The organism is Labrys monachus, assembly GCF_030814655.1.
In the GTDB taxonomy this organism is placed as follows: domain Bacteria; phylum Pseudomonadota; class Alphaproteobacteria; order Rhizobiales; family Labraceae; genus Labrys; species Labrys monacha.
In genome coordinates this window covers 6207522-6228785 of record NZ_JAUSVK010000001.1, presented here as the reverse complement: position 1 = coordinate 6228785, position 21264 = coordinate 6207522, and the positions used below count along the sequence as shown (strand labels likewise).

Annotated in this window: 19 protein-coding genes; 6 read left to right on the top strand and 13 right to left on the bottom strand. The window is 63.5% G+C overall.

Translation table 11 applies throughout. The annotated features are described in order from the left end of the window. Positions 1–174: 174 nt before the first annotated feature. Positions 175–1302 (top strand): zinc-binding dehydrogenase, encoded by a 1128-nt coding sequence (locus J3R73_RS28395; RefSeq protein WP_307435302.1) that lies wholly within the window; start codon positions 175–177, stop codon positions 1300–1302. A 243-nt stretch (positions 1303–1545) separates the two neighbouring features. Here the strand turns inward: J3R73_RS28395 and J3R73_RS28390 are convergent, their stop codons facing one another. The 5 genes from J3R73_RS28390 to J3R73_RS28370 all read right to left on the bottom strand — a co-directional run bounded on the left by J3R73_RS28390 (position 1546) and on the right by J3R73_RS28370 (position 7260). Then, a complete protein-coding gene (locus J3R73_RS28390; RefSeq protein ID WP_307435298.1) occupies positions 1546–2079 on the bottom strand; it encodes a hypothetical protein in 534 nt (177 codons plus the stop codon). Further along, on the bottom strand, positions 2079–3368 hold the full coding sequence (locus J3R73_RS28385) for an HD domain-containing protein (RefSeq protein ID WP_307437765.1): 1290 nt from the start codon (positions 3366–3368) through the stop codon (positions 2079–2081). Before J3R73_RS28385 ends, J3R73_RS28390 begins: the two co-directional genes overlap by 1 nt. Before the next feature lie 87 nt (positions 3369–3455). Continuing rightward, positions 3456–4594 (bottom strand): IS3 family transposase gene (locus tag J3R73_RS28380; RefSeq protein ID WP_307421818.1). Its coding sequence is split into 2 segments (ribosomal slippage): positions 3456–4327 and positions 4327–4594, totalling 1140 coding nucleotides; the frame shifts between segments, so codons are not numbered across the junction. 489 nt (positions 4595–5083) lie between these two features. Further along, positions 5084–6100 carry a LacI family DNA-binding transcriptional regulator gene (locus J3R73_RS28375; protein ID WP_307435295.1) on the bottom strand — a complete coding sequence of 339 codons (1017 nt, stop codon included), beginning with the start codon at positions 6098–6100 and terminating at the stop codon, positions 5084–5086. A gap of 272 nt (positions 6101–6372) precedes the next feature. Continuing rightward, positions 6373–7260 carry a phytanoyl-CoA dioxygenase family protein gene (locus tag J3R73_RS28370; RefSeq protein ID WP_307435293.1) on the bottom strand — a complete coding sequence of 296 codons (888 nt, stop codon included), beginning with the start codon at positions 7258–7260 and terminating at the stop codon, positions 6373–6375. A gap of 426 nt (positions 7261–7686) precedes the next feature. Here J3R73_RS28370 and J3R73_RS28365 point away from each other — a divergent pair, with 426 nt between their 5' ends. From J3R73_RS28365 to bioB, 4 genes are all read left to right on the top strand, one after another. Next, entirely contained in the window at positions 7687–9573 is a 1887-nt protein-coding gene (locus tag J3R73_RS28365; protein WP_307435290.1) for an MFS transporter, read from the top strand. A gap of 263 nt (positions 9574–9836) precedes the next feature. Continuing rightward, positions 9837–10463: a GntR family transcriptional regulator gene (locus J3R73_RS28360; protein ID WP_307435287.1), complete on the top strand. Its 627-nt coding sequence runs from the start codon at positions 9837–9839 to the stop codon at positions 10461–10463. A 311-nt stretch (positions 10464–10774) separates the two neighbouring features. Then, positions 10775–11350 (top strand): biotin transporter BioY, encoded by a 576-nt coding sequence (locus J3R73_RS28355; protein ID WP_307435284.1) that lies wholly within the window; start codon positions 10775–10777, stop codon positions 11348–11350. Then, entirely contained in the window at positions 11347–12303 is a 957-nt protein-coding gene (gene bioB / locus J3R73_RS28350) for a biotin synthase BioB (protein ID WP_307435281.1), read from the top strand. The genes J3R73_RS28355 and bioB overlap by 4 nt, the downstream gene beginning before the upstream one ends. 163 nt (positions 12304–12466) lie before the next feature. Here the strand turns inward: bioB and J3R73_RS28345 are convergent, their stop codons facing one another. After that, positions 12467–13144 (bottom strand): hypothetical protein, encoded by a 678-nt coding sequence (locus J3R73_RS28345; RefSeq protein WP_307435278.1) that lies wholly within the window; start codon positions 13142–13144, stop codon positions 12467–12469. A gap of 325 nt (positions 13145–13469) precedes the next feature. Between J3R73_RS28345 and J3R73_RS28340 the strand changes: the two genes are divergently transcribed. Continuing rightward, positions 13470–13850 carry a hypothetical protein gene (locus tag J3R73_RS28340; protein ID WP_307435275.1) on the top strand — a complete coding sequence of 127 codons (381 nt, stop codon included), beginning with the start codon at positions 13470–13472 and terminating at the stop codon, positions 13848–13850. A 46-nt stretch (positions 13851–13896) separates the two neighbouring features. Here J3R73_RS28340 and J3R73_RS28335 read toward each other — a convergent pair whose 3' ends face one another. From J3R73_RS28335 to J3R73_RS28305, 7 genes are all read right to left on the bottom strand, one after another. Further along, positions 13897–14607, bottom strand: coding sequence for an amino acid ABC transporter ATP-binding protein (locus tag J3R73_RS28335; protein ID WP_307437761.1), 711 nt, complete (start codon positions 14605–14607; stop codon positions 13897–13899). A gap of 29 nt (positions 14608–14636) precedes the next feature. Beyond that, complete coding sequence (locus J3R73_RS28330) at positions 14637–15290, bottom strand: amino acid ABC transporter permease (protein WP_307435271.1); 654 nt, start codon at positions 15288–15290, stop codon at positions 14637–14639. Positions 15291–15351: 61 nt separating this feature from the next. Further along, positions 15352–16209 carry a substrate-binding periplasmic protein gene (locus tag J3R73_RS28325; protein ID WP_307435268.1) on the bottom strand — a complete coding sequence of 286 codons (858 nt, stop codon included), beginning with the start codon at positions 16207–16209 and terminating at the stop codon, positions 15352–15354. 68 nt (positions 16210–16277) lie between these two features. Then, a complete protein-coding gene (locus tag J3R73_RS28320) occupies positions 16278–17177 on the bottom strand; it encodes a dihydrodipicolinate synthase family protein (protein ID WP_307435265.1) in 900 nt (299 codons plus the stop codon). 94 nt (positions 17178–17271) lie between these two features. Beyond that, entirely contained in the window at positions 17272–18342 is a 1071-nt protein-coding gene (locus tag J3R73_RS28315) for a LacI family DNA-binding transcriptional regulator (protein ID WP_307435262.1), read from the bottom strand. Between the two features lie 350 nt (positions 18343–18692). Then, a complete protein-coding gene (locus J3R73_RS28310; RefSeq protein WP_307435259.1) occupies positions 18693–19157 on the bottom strand; it encodes a hypothetical protein in 465 nt (154 codons plus the stop codon). 51 nt (positions 19158–19208) lie between these two features. Continuing rightward, positions 19209–21011 (bottom strand): YadA family autotransporter adhesin, encoded by a 1803-nt coding sequence (locus J3R73_RS28305; protein ID WP_307435253.1) that lies wholly within the window; start codon positions 21009–21011, stop codon positions 19209–19211. Between the last annotated feature and the right edge of the window lie 253 nt (positions 21012–21264).

The following is a 21264-nucleotide window of genomic DNA, read 5'->3' as shown; positions in this document are numbered from 1 at the left end:
AAGGAAATGCGGTGTCCCGAACCGGGAGAAGGCGGGTATTTCCGTTATGTTAGCGCATATGGGCGTCCCGCCTGCTCTTGGAAACGCGACGGTTCAGGAAAGGGCAGGCTGGAAGCCTGCGGTCCCAGGGTCTACGCTCTTCCGCCATCCCGTTTGGCCCGAGAGGAAACGACCATGACACGCACCGGACGCCAGATGCGCTCGACCATCCGCGAGGACGGCACGCTCACGCTATCGCTGGAGGAGGTCGCGGTCGGCGATCCCGGCGATGACGAGGTGATCGTCCGGGTCGAGGCCGCCCCCCTCAATCCCAGCGACATCGGCCTGCTGCTCGGGCCGGCGGATGTGTCGACGCTCGTCGAGACCGGCGGGGCGGGCACGCCGTCGCTCACGCTGACGGTGCCCGAGGCGCGCCTGCCCGGCATCCGGGGGCGGCTCGGCCAGTCGCTGCCGGTCGGCAACGAAGGCGCCGGCACCATGGTCGCCGCCGGCCGGGAGGCGCGCGCGCTGGAAGGCCGGCGCGTCGGCATGTTCGGCGGCGCGATGTATGCCGATTATCGCCGCATCCGCGCGCAGGACGTCATGCCGCTGCCCGACGGCGCCAGCGCCATGGACGGCGCCTCGATGTTCGTCAACCCGCTCACGGCGCTCGGCTTCGTCGAGACCGCGCGGCGCGAGGGGCATAAGGCGATCGTCCACACCGCGGCCGCCTCCAATCTCGGCCAGATGCTGCAGAAGATCTGCCTCGCGGACGGCATCCCGCTCGTCAATATCGTGCGGTCCCCGGCCCAGGCCGGCATCCTCCTCGCGATCGGCGCGACCCATGTCCTCGACAGCACCGAGCCCGGCTTCGCCGACAGGCTCGCCGACGCGATCGAGGCGACCGGCGCCACCATCGCCTTCGACGCCACCGGCGGCGGCACGCTGGGCAGCGACATCCTCCAGGCCATGGAACGCGTGGCGTTGCGCGGGATGACGGCGTATAGCCGCTACGGCTCGGACGTCTTCAAGCAGCTCTACGTCTATGGCAGCCTCGCCGCCGGCCCCACGATGCTCGACCGCGCCGGCTTCGGCTCCCAGTGGAGCGTCTCGGGATGGCTGCTCTTCCCCTTCCTGCGCAAGGCCGGCCCCGACATCGAGGCCCGGCTGCGCCGGCGGGTGGCGGACGAACTCACCACCACCTTCGCGAGCCATTACACGCGGGTGATCGGCCTCGCCGAGGCCCTGAAGCCGGACGTGCTGCGCGCCTATGAGCGCAAGGCGACGGGGGAGAAGTTCCTGATCGATCCGACGCGGGGGTGAGGGGGGGGAGCGAGAGGTCGCGTGCCGCGACGAGGGAGGCATCGACATCGTCGCAGCGAAACTTTTGGTTACCCTGCACCGAGTTGGCCGCCTCCTCACCTGCGACGAATATGCCTCACGCTACCATCTGAAGGATTTGCGCCTTATCTCGACCTTCATCGATATCGCTGGTGCTAACAGCGGATCCCGCGAGGATGTACAGGTGCCGCGAGGGCTCGTCTCGGTAATCGAGCTTATGTCGCACTATACAATTTCGGGAAGTGGGATAGGTGTCGGGATCTCTCTAAGCTTACGAAAAGCGATCCTAGCTTTTTGAAGGCGTCCGTTTCCGGCTTTTTCCGGCTTCCGACGGGCTGTCTCTTCCCAGGGGTCATCCTTCCCATCTTTCCCAAACCCCTCAACCTCGAAAAGGAATGCCGCAGTAGCTGCCAATTCAAGCTCGATAGCTCCTATTCTGGCTGCGGCAGAAATAAAATTGGCTCGCTCGAGGTTTCTCACTCCGTCTTGCTGAACTGTGGTGAAAACAGAATACCATCCGCCCCAATCAGTCCGACGCTCCTCTTCCGTTACCAACTTAAGGCCTGTTGCCAATTTCATTGCGTCTGCGAGGTCATCACTAAATGGGCCATAATGCCGGTATTCAAATTCGAACTCATCAGAAAAACCAGCTAACCGGCTTAAATATGCAACCTTTTGAAGACGAGTGCGTCCGATCAGCTCACCGCCCGCATCCGAAACAATAGACGCGGCTCTCTCATGAAGATCATAGGCTGACATTAGACTTCTCCAACAGAATTCTGTATGATGCTTGCGATCATAGTGCGACCTTCAGTATCATCCTCGCTAACGTAAGCACGGTTAACCTCAAAAGACTCTGCGCCAGATACAACAGATGAAAGGTGAGCCATATCCTCTATCACGCCTGCATGGCGTATCAGTATTTGATTCAGTGGTGTTTGAGAATCCTGAAATTTCTTGTAAGGAGATCGCCGATATTCATCAATTAAGATTTGTCGTTCCTTATTTCTTTCTCGTTCTATCGATCTGGCTGTGATTTCTTTCATAATCGTCTTTACTTTTATGGTAATTTTCGCCTCGCGCTCCTGTCGATCTTCAGGTGTCATTCCACGTCTCACGGGAATTTGACCCTCAATTTGTCTGCGAACGTCGATACATTTGAGTAAGCGTCTGCCCTCAAGTCGACTTGCATATTCCGCGACGAGCTTATCTTTCGAGTTTGACAGAAAGTGCAAACTTCCCCAAAATAATGCGTCATCCAAAAGTAATGCATTCTCAATAGCATTCGGGTTAGAGAGAAATAAAATTATGGGATGGTTATCTGGTAGGCCACTCAAATCGTTTCGGCCATCTTGTACAAGGCCGTAAAGTTTCAAAATGAGAGAGGAAAATATTTTTTCTGCTCCCCGTGTTGTTTTGTGTAGATAAACATTCGGGTATAGTTGAAAAAGTGATAAAACATAATGCTCCGCTGCATGAAACGCCTTAGGGCCGAGAACGAGTGTTTTGACTTCACCCGCTTCCTCCTCATCCGCATTAATGCGTACGGTGCCTACTTCCAAATTAGCGAGGATCCATGTTGCATCCACCCCACTCCCCTGGACACCGGTCATCAATCGGTCACGTTGCATATAATCTAGTCGGTCTGCATCGAATTGACTCGAAACAACAGAATCAAACAAATTGCCAGGATTTTTGTTCCGAATTACGTCGGCCACTTCTTCCGAAAAGCCGCGACCCAATTCACGGTTAAGAACCTCTGAAATCTCCGATTCTCGGACAAGAGCATCGCTTACATTTTCGTGTATAGCCATCGGAAGGTTAATTCTCTTGCCGATATCTTCAAATGCATGGCTAAACATCCCATGGCCCAGATCGTGGACCAACGCAGCCGCAAGAGCTACAAGGGACTGATGCGTTCGGTTGGCCGGATCGCTTTCTATTACTGCCATCAGAGCGCGTGCAATGTGGAACACGCCAACGGAGTGTGAAAACCGCGTATGAGTTGCACCAGGGAATACGAATTCTGAAAAACCAAGCTGGCGAATTCTGCGGAGACGTTGGAATGGGCGGGAGAGTTGGCTCGGTTTGTTTGGACAGCTTAGCCCTGCCGGATAAGTGGATTTCAGCCCGTATTATGCCGCGGCCGGGATTGGGGTTGGCTGGCTGAAGTAGGCCTGATCGGGTGTCTTCCGGTCAAGGCTCGAATGGGGTCTGCGGGTATTGTAGAAAATCAAATATCGGCCGATCGAGGCGCGGGCCTGGGACACCGTGTCGTAGGCGTGGAGATAGACTTCCTCGTATTTCACCGACCTCCAAATTCTCTCGACGAAGACATTGTCGCGCCAGGCGCCCCTGCCATCCATGCTGATCTTGATGTCGTTCTTGATCAGCAAGCCGGTGAAGGCCTCGCTGGTGAACTGGCTGCCTTGATCGGTATTGAAGATTTCCGGCTTGCCATAACGCACCAGAGCCTCCTCGACCGCCTCGATACAGAAGTCCGCCTCCATGCTGATCGAGAGCCGCCAGGACAGCACGCGGCGGCTGAACCAATCCACCACGGCTGCCAGATAGACAAAGCCACGCCGCATCGGGATGTAGGTGATGTCCATCGCCCAGACCTGATTGGGCTTGGTCACCGGCAGTTCGCGCAGGAGATAGGGATAGATCTTGTGTCCCGGCGCTGGTTTCGAGGTGTTCGGTCGCCGGTAGATTGCCTCTATCCCCATGCGCTTCATCAGCGTGGCGACGTGCAACCGTCCGGCTTGGTGCCCATCGGCAGCCAAAAGACCTTGCAGCATGCGAGAACCGGCGAAGGGATGCTCAAGGTGCAGCTCGTCGATCTGCCGCATCAGGGTAAGGTCGGCGGGCGGCACAGGACGGGGCAGATAGTAGACGCTGCTTCGCGCCAGTCCCAAAGCCTTGGCTTGGCGAGTGATCGGAAGTTCGTGCGTGCGGTCGATCATTTTCTTGCGCTCAGAAGGCCGGCCTTGGTGAGCGCTCCTTCTAAAAAATCATTCTCAAGCGTCAACTCCCCGATCTTGGCATGGAGGGTTTTGACATCAACCCCGGACGAAGCTGGCACGGCCGTGCCACCCGCACCGAATACCCCGGTTGCCCCTTCAAGAAGCTGTGTCTTCCACTGACTGATCTGGTTGGTGTGGACATCAAACTGCTGAGCTAACTCATTCAGCGTCTTCTCGCCCTTGATCGCCGCCAAGGCTACTTTCGCCTTGAAAGCCGGGCCATGGTTCCGGCGTGCTCGTCTCGTCATCGTCGCTCCTGTTCTTGGCATCCTATGCCAGGTTCAGGGCCAAATTCCACTTATCGGTCCTGTCCGTTTTTCCCGAGCCAGCTCTGGGTTTGTAGAACGCGCCACATCGTCTGTTCAAATTGCCCAGTGTTAAATTCAATCAAATTATGAAGCGGATCACGGATCCGCTGTGATTTTGCTTGACCGATCATTGCCCCATTGGCCTGCAGCGCACCCCGCGAATCATGTGCACTGGCATAGCCATCCCTAGACAATGAGTGCCACAAACGCATCGAAAACTCCAAATGCTCCAAGGTTGGGAATGACACTTCGTCGCTGCAGGCGATAAGGGTACACGAAAATTGGAACAAATAAAGAACGAATTTTCTAAAGGTAATTTGATACTCCTTCCGTGCAGGCAGACTCCAGCGGCCGGATATCCCTAGGAAGGAGCCCTTCCCACACCGCCGATCGGCAATATCTCAATTGCCGGCTTCTATGGAGATCCTTTCAACTGGCCCACTCGCCCACCCGCCCCACCGATTCCCGCACCACCAGCGTCGCCGCCAGCTCGATGCGCTGCGGCTCTCCGCGATCCCCCGCCATGCGCGCGCGCAGCAGGCGCACCGCGTTCGCCGCGAGGTCGTCGATCGGCTGGCGTACGGTGGTCAAAGCCGGGCGGAAGGCGCTGGCCCAGGGGAAGTCGTCGATGGCGGCGACCGAGATGTCCGCGGGCACCGACAGGCCGGCCTCGTGCAGGCAGCGCATGACACCGACCAGCATCTGGTTGTTGGCGACGAACAGCGCCGTCGGCCGCGGGTCGAGCCCGATCAGCCCGGCCGCGGCCTCGGCGCCGCCCGCCTCGCTGAAATCGCCGTGCACGATGAGGCGCGGGTCGGCGGCGAGGCCGCGCGCCGCCAGCGCCGCCGCAAAGCCGCGGGCGCGCTCCTGGCCGGGCAGGCCGCGTTCCGGGCCGGCGACGGTGGCGATCGCGGTGTGGCCGAGGTCGATGAGATGCGCGGTCGCGGCGAAGGAGGCGGCGCAATTGTCGATGACGACGGCATCGACCGGCGCGCCCGCCGGGGCGCTGTCGGCGAGCACGATCGGCGTGCCCCGGCCGATGGCGAAGGCGCCGGCATAGTCCTCGCCGCCGCCGACCGGGCAGAGCACGATGCCGTCGACCCGCTGCATGCGCAGGAGCGCCAGCATCTCGCGCTCGCGGGCGAGGTCGAAGCCGGTGTCGCACAGCAGCATGGCATAGCCGTCGGCCCGGGCGAGCCGGCCCACCGCATGCACGAGCCCGGTGAAGAAAGGGTTGGTGACGTCGGGGATGATCAGGCCGAGCAGGCGCGAGGAGCCGCTCTTCAGGCTGCGCGCGATGCCGTGCGGCGAATAGCCGAGCGTCTCCACCGCCTCGCGCACGCGGGCCTGCAGCGCCTCGCTGACGAAGGAGGCCCCGCTCAGCGTCGCCGAGACGGTGGCGGTGGAAACCCCGGCGAGGCGGGCGACGTCGCGGATGGTCGGCATCGGGTGATTTCTTCCCGGGTGCGCGGACGTCCCGTCCGCTCTTCCTTCCTGCACACCATAAACGCCGGGATGCAGTCTGGGCGCTTCATAGGCGCCAAATCTTGCAAAATAGGCGCCAAGCCCTGCAAAGAATAGCGTGGGTTTCGTTCTCCAGGGTTTAGACCCTCATCCCCTGCCGGACCTTCTCCCGACCCGGGAGAAGGCGGCTGACCGGGCACGGGTTTCCGAGGCGGCGGGCAAGGGCGGACGGGACGTCCGCGCACCCGGGAGGGCTACCGCCACCAATGGCCGTCGGTGCCGGTGCCGGCCTTGCGGGCCGAGCGCTGGGCCGGGGCGTCGGCGGGCAGTTCCTCGATGTCCATCAGGAAGCGCTGCGCCGGGCTCATGCGGTCGTAGAGGCCCTCCGTCAGATAGTCGCGCTGCACCAGCTGCTGGGGGAGGTCGCGCCGCGTATAGGTGAGGTGCAGCACCCGGCGCCGCTCGCCGCTGCGGTTGACCGTGCCGCCATGCCACATCGAGGAGTTCATCACGATGACCGAGCCCTTGGGCGCGGTGACGTGGAGCTCGCCCGGATAGGGCGCGGCGAGATCCTTCGGGGTGCGCGCCTCCTCCTCGGGGGTGAGGGGCGCGGGCTCCCAGTCGCCCTGGTTGACATGCGGCACGTTGATCGGATGCCATTTGTGCGAGCCCGGCACGATGCGGGTGGGGCCGTTGTCGGCCGTCATGTCGTCGAAGGTGACGATGGCGTTCAGCACCCACCAATCGTCCTCGAACAGCTTGGGCACGTCGACATGCAGGTCCTGGTGGCCCTTGCCGGGCAGCGGGTCGCGCAGATTGGCGCCGTGCAGCTTGAACTCGCCGAGGAGATGGTGCGAGGCCGCCAGCACCGGCGCGATGGCGAGGCAGCGGTCATAGGCGTCGGTCTTGTTGAAGAGGTTGGAGACGCGCGGCGCCCCCGGCTCGACATGCACCTCGTGGCCGCCGCGCTCGCCCTCCTTGCGGTGGAGGTCGTCGAAGGCCTCCGCCATTTCCCGGGCCTCCTCCGGCGAGAAGACGCCGGTCTGGATGAAGAAGCCGTTCTCCTCGAGCGACCGGCGCTGGTCGTCGGTGAAGTCCGATCCGGTGACGCCGAGCTCGCGCAGGGCCTGCTTGGTGTACATCGCGTTCCTCCTTGTGGCTGCCGGCTGTGCCGGTCTGTCCCGTACTTAGCGTTTAGCTAAACGTTAAGGCGAAGGAAATTAGCTGATCTGGGCGAGATGGGCAAGGAGGGGGAGGGGGTATCGCGCCGCGTCATCCCGGACGCGGCGCAGCGCGGGAGCGATGCGCCGCAGATCCGGGACCGTCCCCCGGAAGAGGCTCCCTCCGCATGCGGTCCCGTGTCTGCACCGCCCCCTGCGGGGTGCGGCGCGCACGGGATGACGGCTTGAGGCGCACTCCCTTCGAAATATATGCGGCAACCGGCGGTTTCCGCCATCTGGGGACGCGGCAAGCGCCTGCGTTTTGAGTAGCATCGGCGGGCGCCTCGTGATTCCCGGCCGTCACGTCGCGACAACACAAGAAGCGTCGGGGGAGGGGATGGGGGTCCTATGCAACATGTCAGCCTGATCGAGGAATTGCTGCTTCTGACGCTGGAGGATGCCGGCGGCGAGTTCGACGAGGTGCCCGAGGTCTATCTGACCTGCGGCGTCGCCGGCGCCGCGCTGATCGACCTGTCGCTGCAGGGACGGATCGATTCCGACCTGCGCGAGCTCTGGGTGGCCGACCCCACGCCGACGGGCGACCCGGTCCTCGACAGGGTCCTCGCCGAGATCGCCGCCGAGCCGGCGCGGCTCGATCCGAGGGCGTGGATCGTCAGGCTCGCCCCCAAGGCCCCGGCGATGCGCGAGGCGGCGCTGGCCAGCCTCTGCGCCAAGGGCATCCTCTATCGCCGGGACCAGAGCTTCCTCTGGGTCCTGCACGATCGGCGCTATCCGGTCGCCGCCGGGCAGGAGCGTCCCGAGGCCAAGCGCCGCCTCCTCGCTTTGCTGTTCAACGACGACATTCCCCATCCGGAGGATGCCGCCCTGGTCGCGCTGGCCGACGCCTGCTTCGTCTTCGAGCGCTTCTTCAAGCCGGCGGAGCTGAAGGCGGTCAAGCCGCGCATCGAGCAGCTCGGCCGGCTCGACCTCATCGGCGGGGCGATCGTGCGGACCGCGCATGAGCTGAACCTGCAGATCAAGACCTCCGAGCGCCGCACGGTGATCGCCGGCCTCGCCGGCAATGTGATGGAATGGTATGATTTCGGGGTCTACGGCTTCTTCGCCGCCGCGATCGGCCAGCAATTCTTTCCGGCCCACGATCCCACCGTCTCGCTGCTCGCTTCCTTCGGCGTCTTCGCGGTGGGCTTCATCGCCCGGCCGCTGGGCGGGCTGGTCTTCGGCCATATCGGCGACCGCCGGGGACGGCGCGCCGCCGTCGTCGCCTCCGTGCTGATGATGGTGGTGCCGACCCTGCTGATGGGCCTGCTGCCGACCTACGAGACCATCGGCATCGCCGCGCCGGCCCTGCTCGTCGCCCTGCGCCTGCTGCAGGGCCTGGCGGTCGGCGGCGAATACACGACATCGATGGTGCTGCTGGTCGAGGAGGCCCTGCCGTCCCGCCGCGGACGATTGGGCAGCTATGCGCCGCTCGGCTCCATCGGCGGCCTGTTGCTGGGATCGCTGGTCGGCGCCGCCATCACCGCCATCCTGCCGCCGCAGACCGCGGGATCCTGGGGCTGGCGGGCCGCCTTCCTCACCGGCGTCGCCATCGGCGCGCTGGTGTTCATCGCCCGCCGCCGGCTGCCCAAGGAGCCGGAGGTGAAGGCCACGGGGGCGGAAATGTCGCCGATCCGCGACGCCTTCCGCACGCAATGGACCACGATCCTCAAGGTGATCGGCTTCAACCTCGTCAACGGCGTCGGCTTCTACATGTGCTTCATCTACATGACGACATGGCTGCTGCAGACGCATCATTTCGCCGAATCCGAGGCGCTGGCGCTGGACAGTTTCGCCCTCGTCGTGCTGCTCGCCGCGCTGCCGGCCTCCGGCATCGTCTCCGACCGCATCGGGCGCAAGCCTTTGCTGCTGCTGGGCTCGGGCCTGCTCGCTTTGCTGGCCTGGCCTTTGTTCTGGCTGATCAGCCAGCCGAGCCTGCCGCTGATCCTGGCCGGGCTCGCGAGCTTCGGGCTGATCGTCGCCTGCTTCGCGGGCGCCTGCCCCGCCTTCATGGTCGAGGCGTTCCCCAAGCATGTCCGCTGCTCGGGCCTGTCGGTCGGCTACAACCTGTCGCTGTCGATCTTCGGCGGCACGGTGCCGCTGGTCTCCGTCGCCCTGATCGCGGCGACCGGCGACCGGCTGGCGCCCGCCTTCTACCTGATGCTGGCGGCCGCGCTGTCCTTCGTCATGGCAACCCTGATCGATGCCCATCCGGACGAAGCCCGGGCGGGGTGGTGAGGAGGCTGCCCGGCCGTCCATCGCGACAAGGCGGGTCGGGGGACCAGCCCACCGGTGTGCCGGTCTCCCGACCGGTGCCACACCCCCCGAGTCGTCTTCGGGCGCCACGGCGTCCCTTCAAGAGCCTTGCAGCGTTTCACCGGCGTTCCCGCCTGTGAAGCGCTGCTTCATCGTAAGTCGCATGTGCTTCAGGAGCGGCGAGAAGCTTCCCGCACAGACCAGGGCTTCTCGACGGCGGAGCGGATTCGAATTATCTATAAAACATGGTGACAGCTAAAGACGACACGATTGCCGTTCGGATCAGCAGGATTCTGGCCGATCGCATCATCGCCGGGGCGCTTGAGCCCGGATCCCGCCTCGGGCAGGATCACATCGCCGACGAGTTCGGCGCAAGCCATGTGCCCGTACGGGAAGCCTTTCGGCGGCTGGAAGCGCAAGGTCTTGTTGTAAGCGAGCCGCGCAGGGGGGTGCGTGTTGCAAGCTTCAGTCCTGAAGAGGTGCGGGAGGTGGCTGAGATGCGGGCTGCCCTCGAAGCGCTGGCGCTGCGCAATGCCGCTCCACACTTGACCAAGGCCATTCTCGATCAGGCAGAGGAGGCCAATAGGGTCGGCGATCGCGCTCGGAACGTCCAACAATGGGAAGCAGCCAACCGACTCTTTCACCGCATCCTTCTTGCCCCCTGTGGCATGCCGCGCCTGTTGAAGGCCATTGACGACCTGCAGACGGCGAGCGCTCGCTTCCTTTTCTCCGGCTGGCGTGCCGAATGGGAAGCCCCCACCGACCGCGATCATCGCGCTATCCTGGATGCCTTGAGGGCAGGACAGGCGGAGGCTGCAGCCAATGTGCTTGCGCGCCACGTGCAGACCATGGGGCAGAAAACGCCTCGTTAGCCGCCGGAGCAGCCAATCAGGACGGTTCGACGATGGGTTGGTTCCGGGTGATTATCGGCAGCTGCCCACACCACCGGCAATAACCCCGGAACTTGCTGATCCAGGTCGCCCTCGCCTGGAAGCCGTCGTGTTCAGCCGATTTTCAGGCCGAGAGGCTTTTTCGGAATCGCGGCGGGAGGGTGCGCGATCTCGCTGGTGAGCCGAGATATTTCCCGCCTTTTATCATTAGCTCTTGCCGAAATCGTAGATCTGTGGATTCAATTAGCGATAGATATAGTAAATTATAGATAATATCGCACAAGGATCCTCAGATGGCGAACGCCGCCCTGCTCCTCACCCGATCCCGTTCCCGACTATCGACGCGCACGGTCGTGACCGTCCTTGCCGGAGCGGCGCTGATGACGCTTGCCGCCAAGGTGCAGATCCCGTTCTGGCCTGTGCCGATGACGCTGCACACGATGGCCGTCATGGCATTCGCGGTAGCCTTCGGCCCGCGTATCGCGGTTTCGATCTTCCTGGCCTATCTCGCGGCCGGCGCGGCGGGCCTGCCGGTGTTCTCCGGCTCCCCCGAGCGCGGCATCGGCATTGCCTACATGGTCGGGCCGACCGGCGGCTATCTGCTCGGCTATCTCGTCGCTTCCTGGCTGGTCGGCATGCTGGCCGCCGGCAAGGGCGCGATGGGCCGTTCGGTGGCGATGTTGGCCGGCATGCTGCCGATCTACGGGTTTGGTGCCGCATGGCTCGCGGTCTATGTCCCCGTAGACCGGCTTCTCGCCGCCGGCGTCCTGCCCTTCCTGCTGGGCGATCTGGTGAAGATTGGCGCCGTGGCGGCCGTCGGCATGGCGATGCCGGCTTCCTTCGTCCGGCTTCGGGGCAAAGCCGAATGACGGCGGTGGACGGAGCGATCCGGCACGACTGGACAACCGACCAGATCGTCGCCCTGCATGAATTGCCGCTACTTGAGCTGGTCGGTCGCGCCAACGCGGTGCATCGCCAGCACCATGATCCGAACAAGGTGCAGAAAGCGAGCCTGCTTTCCATCAAGACCGGCGGATGTCCGGAGAACTGCGCCTATTGCCCGCAATCGGCGCATCATCGCGATGTCGGCATGAACCGCGACAAACTGATGGACCCCAGGAGCGTGGTCGCAAGGGCCGCGACCGCCAAGGCGGCAGGGGCTGAACGCTTCTGCATGGGCGCCGCGTGGCGGCAGGTGCGCGACGGCAAGGAGTTCGATGCCGTCGTCGAAATGGTCGAGGGCGTCCGCGCGCTCGGAATGGAAGCCTGCGTCACGCTCGGCATGCTGAAGCCGCATCAGGCTGAACGGCTCGCGGCGGCCGGCCTCACGGCCTACAACCACAATCTCGACACCAGCCCCGAATTTTACGGCCGGATCATCACCACGCGGACCTATGCGGACAGGTTGGATACGCTGGCGACGGTGCGATCTTTCGGGATCGACCTCTGCTGCGGCGGCATCATCGGTATGGGCGAGACGATCCATGATCGGGCCTCGATGCTGCAGGTTCTTGCGGGAATGGAGCCGCACCCCGAAAGCGTGCCGATCAACGCGCTCGTTCCGGTTGAGGGGACGCCTCTGGCAAGGCGCCCGCGCATCGACCCGCTGGAACTGGTGCGGATGGTGGCGACGACCCGCCTGGCGATGCCGGCCTCGACGGTGCGCCTCTCGGCCGGACGGTCCGGTCTCAATCGCGAAGCGCAGATTCTGTGTCTTGTTGCCGGAGCGAATTCCGTCTTTTACGGCGATACGCTGCTCACCACACCCAATGCCGGCATTGGCGAGGACGCCGAACTGTTCGCCGCGATAGGTGAGCCGTGAACCGGAATGCGCCTGCGCCTGCGCCTGCGCCTCCGTCCCGGCAGGGTGAGCACCCGGGGAGCGGCGGTCGCCGCAGCCATGCCAGCCCGGGCGGAGCGAGGCGGGTCGGGGGACCCGCCCGCCGCGGTGTGCCGGTCCCCCGACCGGCACCTTGTCCCGGCCGTCACAGGCCCAGCACGCTGCGAAGATCGGACGCCACCTCCTCGTCGCCGCCTTGCAGGAACGCCTCCAGGCAGGGCTGCAGGACGCCGCGCTGTTGCATCACCTCCGAGACATTGTGCTCGGATGTTTCCAGCGGATAGAGCCGGACTTTGGGGGACGCGCCCAGCCGCTCGGCATGGGCCGCATCCAGGGCGTCACCCCGGGGATAGACGACGTGAAAGCGCGTCTGTCCCGCCGATGCGATCAGCGCGCGGATGTCATGGGGCGCGGGCCCGGCCTGGATGACGTCCATGCTGTCCTGCCACCGGCCGTCGCCATGGTCCGCTCGCCATCCGGCGTCCAGGGATGTCTGCGGCGACATCGCAAGCGCCCTGTCCAGTCCGAGGAGCGCGGCGAGCGCCAGCGCCATGTAGCCGCCGCCGGAGGTGCCGACCGCAAAGGTCCGCCTGGCATCGATTCGGCGCACGAGCCTCGAAACGAGATCGACCGTATCGGAAAAGGACGACGTCAGGCCCGGTATGCCCCGGTAATACCAGAGGCTGTTGCTGTCGCAGATGAAGATCTTGTTCGTTTCGATCTGCCTGGACGTGTTTTCCATGGCATAGAGGATGCTGTCCTTCGGGACGATGCCCGCGCAGGACACGAGCAAGGTGTCGGAGGAGCGGGCCATGGCGACCATCACGCCCTCCGCGTCGATCCTGTCGGAAAGGCCTGCGGCGACACAGGCTTCCAAGGCCCGGCGTCGGATCATCCTGCACCATGATGCTGCGGCGGGCGGCCGAGGGCCGCCCCTTTGCTTACGATCGCATGATGAATAGCAAGGGAGAAGCCTTGTCGCCTCAAAGGCTCGGGATCTCATGGCGTCAAGTCCCGGCGCGAGGCAGCCGTGAACGACGATCGATGCCGCTTCCCCTTTCATCGGCGGCCGCGCCCGCCTACCGTGCGGGCCATGCGCCATGAATCGCCGGCCGCTGATCGGTGGTGGCCGCCTGGAGGAATGACTGATGATTTCGCTCACCCGTTCGGCGTCGGCTCTCCTGCTTGTGCTGCTCTTGCCGGCGCTGTCCGTTCCAGCCGGTGCCTTGGCCCGCGACGCATCGTGCGGCGACGGCGATCCGCGCGTGGAAGGCTTCCGGAACGACATGAGAACGCTGAAGGACGACCTCTTCGCCAAGGAGGCGGCGCTGAGGAGCAACCCGGATCCGAACCTCGCCAAAAATCCGATCGCCTTGTGCGAGGTCACCAAAGCCCGCATCGCCTTTTTCGCGCGGATGCGGGATTTCGTGAAGGTCTGCCCGAATCTGCCGCATCTCAAGGAGAACGTGACCAAATCGGCGGCGCTGCTTTCGAAGCTGCAGCAAGCCAGGGCGGTGCATTGCCGATGATCTCGGGAATGATGGTGAGTGCCACCGTCCTTCCGTGGGCTCCCTTTTATCCGGGAACCCGATCAAGCACGGCGCGCAGGAACAGACGAAGCCTGTCGCTCCTGGGATTGGAAAAAATCTCGGCCGGCGTGCCTTCCTCCACGATCAGGCCGGCATCCATGAAAATGACCCTGTCGGCCACGTCACGCGCAAAACCCATCTCATGCGTCACCAGCACCATCGTCATGCCTTGCTCGGCGAGATCGCGGATGACGGCAAGAACCTCTCCGACGAGTTCCGGATCGAGGGCCGACGTCACTTCGTCCAGCAACATCAGCTGGGGCTTCATGGCGAGGCAGCGGGCAATGGCGACACGCTGCTTCTGGCCGCCGGAGAGCTGGGACGGATAGGCATCGGCCCGATCGGCGAGACCGACGCGCCCGAGAAGCGCGCGCCCCTCCTCGACCGCCTGCGCCCTCGGTATCTTGAGCACATGGATCGGGGCCTCGATCACGTTGCCCAAGGCCGTCATGTGGGGAAAGAGATTGAAGTGCTGAAACACCATGCCCATGCGTGCACGCAGGGCATTCATGTCGGTGGCGGGCAGAACCTCCTTTCCCTCGAAAAGGGTCCTGCCTCCGGAAGGCTGCTCCAGGCGATTGAGGCATCGAAGCAGCGTGCTTTTTCCCGAACCGCTGGGACCTATGATCGCGATGCTCTCTCCCTTTGTCACGGCCAGGTCTATGCCGCGCAGCACTTCATGCTTGCCGAATGCCATCGTGAGGCCTTCGATCCGGATGATCTCGTTCAACGCGGCGCCCTCCTGCGTTCCAGGGCCTTCGCAAATTGCGCGAGCGGAAGGCAGATAGCGACATAGATGACACCCGCCATCGCGTAGATCTCCAGGCTTCGAAAGGATTGGCTGGCGGCATCGTAAGAACGATACATGATCTCCGGGACCGCGATCGTCAGGGCGAGCGATGTGTCCTTGATCATGGCGATGACGAAATTGGTGAAGGGCGGAAGCACCAGGATCGCGGCCTGCGGCAGGATGATGCGGCGCATCGCCAGCCAGGACGGCATGCCGAGGCTGCGGGCCGCTTCGAATTGCCCTCGCTCGACACCCTCTATGCCGGCGCGGAAGACCTCGGCCGCATAGGCGCCGCCGATCAACCCCAGCGTCAGCGCGGCTGCGCTGAACGGACCGAGCCGGATATTGATCGTCGTCAGGCCGAAATAGATGATGAAGAGCTGCAACAAGGCGGGCGTTGCGCGAATAAGTTCGATGTATACGCCCGCAGCGACCCTCAGCCATCCGATCTGCCCGAGCCGCGCCATCGCAAGCAGCAGGCCGAGGACGACGCTTCCGGCAAGCGCGATCGCGGTGAGCTCGACCGTGACGACCGCGCCCTTCAGAATGTAGGGAAAATATCGCTGGGCGAGCTCGAAAAACGCGATCATCGATCCTACTGCGCATGGATTGGGAAGGAGTTTTGACGGGGGCGGGCCCCCGTCAGAGCTGCTACTTGAACAAGCCGGTAACGTAGGCCGGGTTGTCCAGTCCGTACGTCGCCATGATCTTCTTGTCTTCGCCCGAGGCCTTCAGCGCCCGGATTTCCTTGTCGAAGGCCTCGATGAGCGCCCCCGATCCCGTCTTCGCGAAAACATAATGCGTGGCCGGCAAGGTCGGGCTGCCGAGATATTCGGGCGGAAGATATTCGACGACCTTGAAATCATAGTCCGGATTCTTCTGGGCTGCGTAGTCGAAGGTGAAGCCCCACCAGATGGCGGCATCCAGGCGGCCGGCCTTGAGGTCGAGCAGCATGGGATCGGCCGCATCGAACTTGCGGATTTCGGTGACGCCGAAGCGCTTCTTCAGCTCCTCCGCCTCGAGCTCCTGCGCCGAACCGCGGACGGTGCCCAGCACCTTTCCCTTCAGGTCCTCGACTTTGGCGATACTGCCCGTCTTGTTCGCCAGCAGCACGTCGATGCCGTACCAGAACGGCTCCTTGTTGTAGGCCATGACCTTCTCCCGCTCGGGCGTGCGGTAGAGACCGGCGATGACGTCGACCCGGTTCGCCTCCAGCGCCGGGGCGAGGGCCGCATGGACGAGGACGACGGGATCGACCTCGACGCCGATCGATTTGGCGATCGCCTTGGTGAAGTCGGCATCGATGCCCTTCCATTCGCCGCTGTCGATATCGATCCAGGCCTCGGGCGGAATGCTGAAGGTTCCAACCCGCATGAAGCCTCGTTTCTTGATTTCCGCCAGCAGGTCTCCTTCCTCGGCGCGCGCGCCTCCGGCCCCTGCGACGAGCGATGTGGCCACGCCGCCGACCAGCATGGTCGTGAAGTTTCTTCGCGTCAGCTTCTGGATCAAAGTCTTGTCTCCCCTCGTTCTGGTTTCCGGATGGATTGATGCGCGCTCGACCGAGCCCGCGGCCTCTCTCAGAGGCGTGGCATCCCTTCTGCGAAGCGGCGTATCGCCGATAGTCCGAAGGGGGTGCACAGGGTTGAGGGGATGCGAATTCCGCCCGCATCCACTCCCAAACGTAAAGCGGCAACGCGTTTGCCGTAGATCACGAGATGATCGATGCTCTCTTCGAGGAACACGATGAGCGGCAATACATCCTTGTAGTGACGCTCCGCCTGCGCTTCATCGCCGTCCTTCATCGCGTCATAGATCTTGACGAAGAAGTCGAAGCTTTCGCCGCCGGGGATGACCCCTGCCGCGCCGGCACGCAGGACGTCGGGCAGTTCAAAGCCGCCCCGGCCGTTGAACACATCGAAACGGCCTTCGGTCTCCTGCACCAGTCGCTCGATCGCAATCGCCGTGCCCTCGGTCTTGGCGACGAGGAAGTTTGCGTGGCGCCGCGCCAGTTCGAGCAGCCCGCTGTTGGAAAGGCCGATTCCGAGGTATTGGGGAGCGTTCTGGATGCCGATCGGCAGATCGACCTTGTCGATCACTGCACTGAAGAATTCGAGAAGCTGCTTCTCGCCGATATGAGAGACCGGAGGCGGCTGGAGCACGAGCCAGCTCGCGCCGCGCTCCCTGGCCAGCCTGCAGAATTCGATCTGGCTCGCAATATTGTTCTCGGCGACCGTGACGCTCAGGGGCAGCCGGCCGGCATTGGCTTCGATCACCCAGTCGAGCATCTTGAGGCGATCGTTCCGCGAGAGCTTGTTGACCTCCGAGGCGAGGCCGAGAACGGCGAGCCCGTTCACATGATGACGGATCATCGCTTCGACGCTCGCGACGATCGGGGCGCGCAGCAGCTCTCCGTCCTCGTCGAAAAAGGCATAGATCATGGGATAGACACCATGGAAACCCGAACGCGACATCACCATCCGATCCTTGTTTATCGTTAAACTAACGCTATCCCGGAGTTTTTGTGTTGGCAAGCCCCTCTGCGGTGGAATTTGCGATCGCCGCCCCGACGGGCTAGGTCGATCCGCCGGGCTGCAGCTTGACGGGGAAAAGCCGATGGCGCTCGGAAGGCAGGTTTCCCTCCAGCATGTCCAGGATGGCGGCCCCCGCGCTCGCCCCCATTTCATAGGCGGGAGAGATCACGGTGGTCAGCATCGGCTGGGTATATTGCCAGGTGTCGAAGGCATTGAACCCGCTGACCAATATGTCTTCCGGCACCCTCAGGCCCTGGTCGATGACCCATTTGAGCGCCGAGATGCCCATCTGGTCGTTGCCGCCCATGATGGCGTTCGGCCAGCCCGATTGCGCGACGTAGCGGGCGATCGCGGCTTGAGAATCGGAGAAGCCGCCATCCGCGCAGTTGACGACGGCGAATGTCGAGCGGGCATCGCCCTGCAAGGCGCTCGTCACGCCGGCGATACGCTGCTCGATGGCCGGCCATTCGACATCCGGCGCCATGAAGACGAAGTCGCGTCCTCCCCTTGAGAGCATGTGCTGGGCCAGTTCGCGCGCACCGCCGAAATCATCCTGGCGGATGGAGATCACGCCATCGCTGTCCGATCCGACGTCCTGCAGGACCACGACGGGATGCCCAGGCTTTGCGAGCCGTTCGAGAAGGCGCCTGCGGCGGGAAGCAGGCCCGGACATGAGCACGCAGAGGGCGTCGGTCTCGTGCCGCCGGACGAGCGCGGATTGCGGCAGGGTTCGCGCGGACATCCCCTGGACGACCAGTCCGTAATCCCGCTGGCTCAGATAATTGCTGAGACCCGCAACGACGCGGGTTATGAAGGCGTCCGCGAGGAAAGTCGGGGATTCGTCGACGACGACCATGCCGATCGAGAACCGCTTTGCCAGTCGAAGGCTTCGGCCGCTGGCGTTCGGCCGGTAACCGAGCTCGCTGATGGCGCGCTCGACTTCGGCACGGACGTCCTTTCCCATCGATCCAAAGCGCTTGTTGACGACATTCGACACCGTCATCGACGAGACATTGGCGGCTCGGGCAACATCGGCGACCGTCGGCCGTCGGCCGATCGGAAAGTCTCCCGAATGCGGCTGTCGATCCGGTCGCGATTTCTTTTCCGTCATGGCGGCAATCGCGGGTCTTCCTGGAGGAGCCGGCTACGTCTGCTCCGCGCATCGGTCCGATCGAAAACGGAAGGATAGGTCGCGGAGGTAAATGGTTTTCGGCTCTCGTTCAAGAGATAGCCCCGCTGATCCTCGCCGGCAACAGGGGAGGCGGATCCGCACGTCCGGTTTGACGAGCGGGGAAAGGAGACGGGGCGTTGCCTACCGACTCAAGCGACCGCGCCCTTCCTCGGCTCCGCAAGGCGGCTTGAGGATCTGCCGACGGAGGAGAGCGCCGGCGCCGTGCTGCAATACGCCAAAGCGGCCGATGCCGCCTTATATCGAACCCTGGCGAACCAATGTGCGCGATCCTACTGCGCCGGCGCCTCTCGCGGCTTCGATGCAGGGGCCTTGGGTTTCGAACTCCGGCTCCGCGGTGGAGCAGGTGCCGCGGCCGGCGCAGCCATTGGTTGCGCAAAGCAGCTGATCGACCCGATCTGGTGCGCACCATACTGGACATAGGGCGAATTCGGCGTCTGCGTATGCTCGGCCGATATCGGCATGTACAGATAGCAGATCGATCCATCGACCGGATCACGCCAGCGCTGGATCACCGTATCCATCAGGGGGCCACGATAATAGGCTTCGAGCTTCATCAGCGGCAGGCTGTCCCAGCGCGGCCCCTGCTGAACCGGCTGTGCCGGCGTTTGCTGAACCTGCGGTATCGGCGGTTGCTGAGCCGGCGGTTGCTGAGCCTGCTGTGCGGCGGCGGTTCCGGCCGCGAGCAAGGTCAGCAACCCGGCCAAAGCACAGCCGGGTTGAATCCATGTTTTCATGCAGGTCCTTCGATGACGGATCCCAGCGGGATTTTCCTAAGCCCAGGGTCCCTAGAATTCGACTCCAACACCAACTCTCGCAACCCATTCGGCGCCACCGGCATTGGCGTAGCCGGCATTGATCATGACCGGGATCGGGAAATCGAGGCGGTGGGCAATGTTGATGCCGAGGCCAACCTCGCCCTTGAACGTACCGATGCCGCCACTGACGGTCGTCTTGCCGGGTGCGGAAGGCATCATCGGACTGTTCAGCGCCACGGTGGCCGCGATACCGCGCCGCGCCTCGGTCTGAACCGAACCGATCCGGTTCGACAGGCTGCCAAAGGCCTGGTTCAACTGGCCGACATTGACGGCGTCGGTCGGCGCGATGCCGGCCGCCACATTGGTGACGCGGCGTTCATTGCCGACACTGCCGACCGAGACCGTGTTGTCCTGGCTGGCCACGGAACCCTGGCCGATCGCCACCGAATTCTGGCCCGTCACGGTGGCCCCGGCACCGACCGCAACGGAACCGGCGGTGGTGACAGTCGAACCATAGCCCATCGCGACTGCGCCGCTGGCGCCCGCCCCGACGGTCGCACCGGAGCCATAGGCCATCGCGTTGCTCGCGCCGGCCCCAACGGTCGCCTGATAGCCGAAGGCCGTGGAATAATTGGCGCCCGAGTTGACGGTCGCCTGATAGCCGAAGGCGTTTGAATATTGGGAATTGTCGGCGATGCTCGCCGAAGCGCCGAACGCATTCGAATAGTTCGAGCCGTCGCCGACCGACGCGGCCGAGCCGATGGCCGAGGCATTGCTGGAGTTCGCTCCGACCGTGGCGCTGCGCCCGGAAGCCAAGGCGCTGACGGAGTTGTCGCCGACCGTGGCGGACGTGCCGATCGCCGTGGAATCCGTCGCGCCGTCGCCGACGCTGGCACTGCGGCCGATGGCATTGGCAGACTCCGACCCGTCGCCGACCGTGGCACCGACGCCTATTGCGCTCGCGGCCGAAGAATTGTCTCCGACCGTGGCGCTGGCGCCGATCGCGGAGGCGCTGCTGGATAACGTGCCAACGGCCGCGTTGTTGCCGACGGCGGTCGCAGCCGAAGAATTGTCCCCGACCGTGGCGCTACGCCCGGAAGCCAAGGCGCCAACGGAGCCGTCTCCGACCGTAGCCGCCGTACCGATCGCGGTGGAATCCGTCGCGCCGTCGCCAACGCTGGCACTGCGGCCGATGGCATTGGCAGACTCCGACCCGTCGCCGACATTGGCACCGACGCCTATTGCGCTCGCGGCCGAAGAATTGTCTCCGACCGTGGCGCTGGCGCCGATCGCGGAGGCGCTGTTGGACAAAGTGCCAACGGCCGCGTTGTTGCCGACGGCGGTCGCAGCCGAAGAATTGTCCCCGACCGTGGCGCTGCGCCCGGAAGCCAAGGCGCCAACCGAGCCGTTTCCGACCGTGGCGGACGTGCCGATCGCGGTGGAATCCGTCGAGTTGTTGCCGACGGCAGAAGAACGGCCAAAGGCATTCGCACTTTCGGAACCATTCCCGACCGACGATTGAATGCCGACAACCGTCGAGGCCGACGAATTCGTCCCGACGGTATTACCGTAGCCGATGGCGTTCGAGAAGTTCGATCCGGCGCCTATGGCCGTGTCGCCGCCTATGGCGATCGAGTAGTTCGTGTTGTTGGTAGCGGCAGCGTTGCCATTACTGCTGGAAATGGCGATGCTGCTCGAGGAACCCGAAGCGCCGTCATCGCCATTCCCCAGCTCAAAGGCCTGCGCTGCCGCGAACGGTAGCGAGCAGCCAGCCACGATCAGCGTTATCCACAACCGGCGGGCCCGACCGACTGCTCCCTTTGTTGCCTTCATCACGTCCCCCCCAAGCGGCTTAACAAGACTTACGCGCGAAACGGGCTTCCCCCGGGAATTCGTAAGCGAGATCTGACAAGTGCATGGCCGCCGCAAGCTGTCAACCGGCTCGGCATTACGGCATTAAGTTGCCAGTGCACTTGTTCGGCTCCTTCCGTAAGTGACTGTGAAATAAATCGCACCGCCGCCACATTCCGCCGTCTGAGCGGCGCCCTGATGAAGCTCGCATGCCTTGCGGCGACGGGCGCCTTTT

Bases quoted from the DNA above. Each gene is read 5' to 3' on its own strand.
- J3R73_RS28395 (WP_307435302.1), top strand. From the start codon at position 175: ATGACACGCACCGGACGCCAGATGCGCTCGACCATCCGCGAGGACGGC.
- J3R73_RS28390 (WP_307435298.1), bottom strand. From the start codon at position 2,079: ATGTCAGCCTATGATCTTCATGAGAGAGCCGCGTCTATTGTTTCGGAT.
- J3R73_RS28375 (WP_307435295.1), bottom strand. From the start codon at position 6,100: ATGCCGACCATCCGCGACGTCGCCCGCCTCGCCGGGGTTTCCACCGCC.
- J3R73_RS28370 (WP_307435293.1), bottom strand. From the start codon at position 7,260: ATGTACACCAAGCAGGCCCTGCGCGAGCTCGGCGTCACCGGATCGGAC.
- J3R73_RS28365 (WP_307435290.1), top strand. From the start codon at position 7,687: ATGCAACATGTCAGCCTGATCGAGGAATTGCTGCTTCTGACGCTGGAG.
- J3R73_RS28360 (WP_307435287.1), top strand. From the start codon at position 9,837: ATGGTGACAGCTAAAGACGACACGATTGCCGTTCGGATCAGCAGGATT.
- J3R73_RS28355 (WP_307435284.1), top strand. From the start codon at position 10,775: ATGGCGAACGCCGCCCTGCTCCTCACCCGATCCCGTTCCCGACTATCG.
- bioB (WP_307435281.1), top strand. From the start codon at position 11,347: ATGACGGCGGTGGACGGAGCGATCCGGCACGACTGGACAACCGACCAG.
- J3R73_RS28345 (WP_307435278.1), bottom strand. From the start codon at position 13,144: ATGGTCGCCATGGCCCGCTCCTCCGACACCTTGCTCGTGTCCTGCGCG.
- J3R73_RS28340 (WP_307435275.1), top strand. From the start codon at position 13,470: ATGATTTCGCTCACCCGTTCGGCGTCGGCTCTCCTGCTTGTGCTGCTC.
- J3R73_RS28335 (WP_307437761.1), bottom strand. From the start codon at position 14,607: ATGGCATTCGGCAAGCATGAAGTGCTGCGCGGCATAGACCTGGCCGTG.
- J3R73_RS28330 (WP_307435271.1), bottom strand. From the start codon at position 15,290: ATGATCGCGTTTTTCGAGCTCGCCCAGCGATATTTTCCCTACATTCTG.
- J3R73_RS28320 (WP_307435265.1), bottom strand. From the start codon at position 17,177: ATGGTGATGTCGCGTTCGGGTTTCCATGGTGTCTATCCCATGATCTAT.
- J3R73_RS28315 (WP_307435262.1), bottom strand. From the start codon at position 18,342: ATGACGGAAAAGAAATCGCGACCGGATCGACAGCCGCATTCGGGAGAC.
- J3R73_RS28310 (WP_307435259.1), bottom strand. From the start codon at position 19,157: ATGAAAACATGGATTCAACCCGGCTGTGCTTTGGCCGGGTTGCTGACC.
- J3R73_RS28305 (WP_307435253.1), bottom strand. From the start codon at position 21,011: ATGAAGGCAACAAAGGGAGCAGTCGGTCGGGCCCGCCGGTTGTGGATA.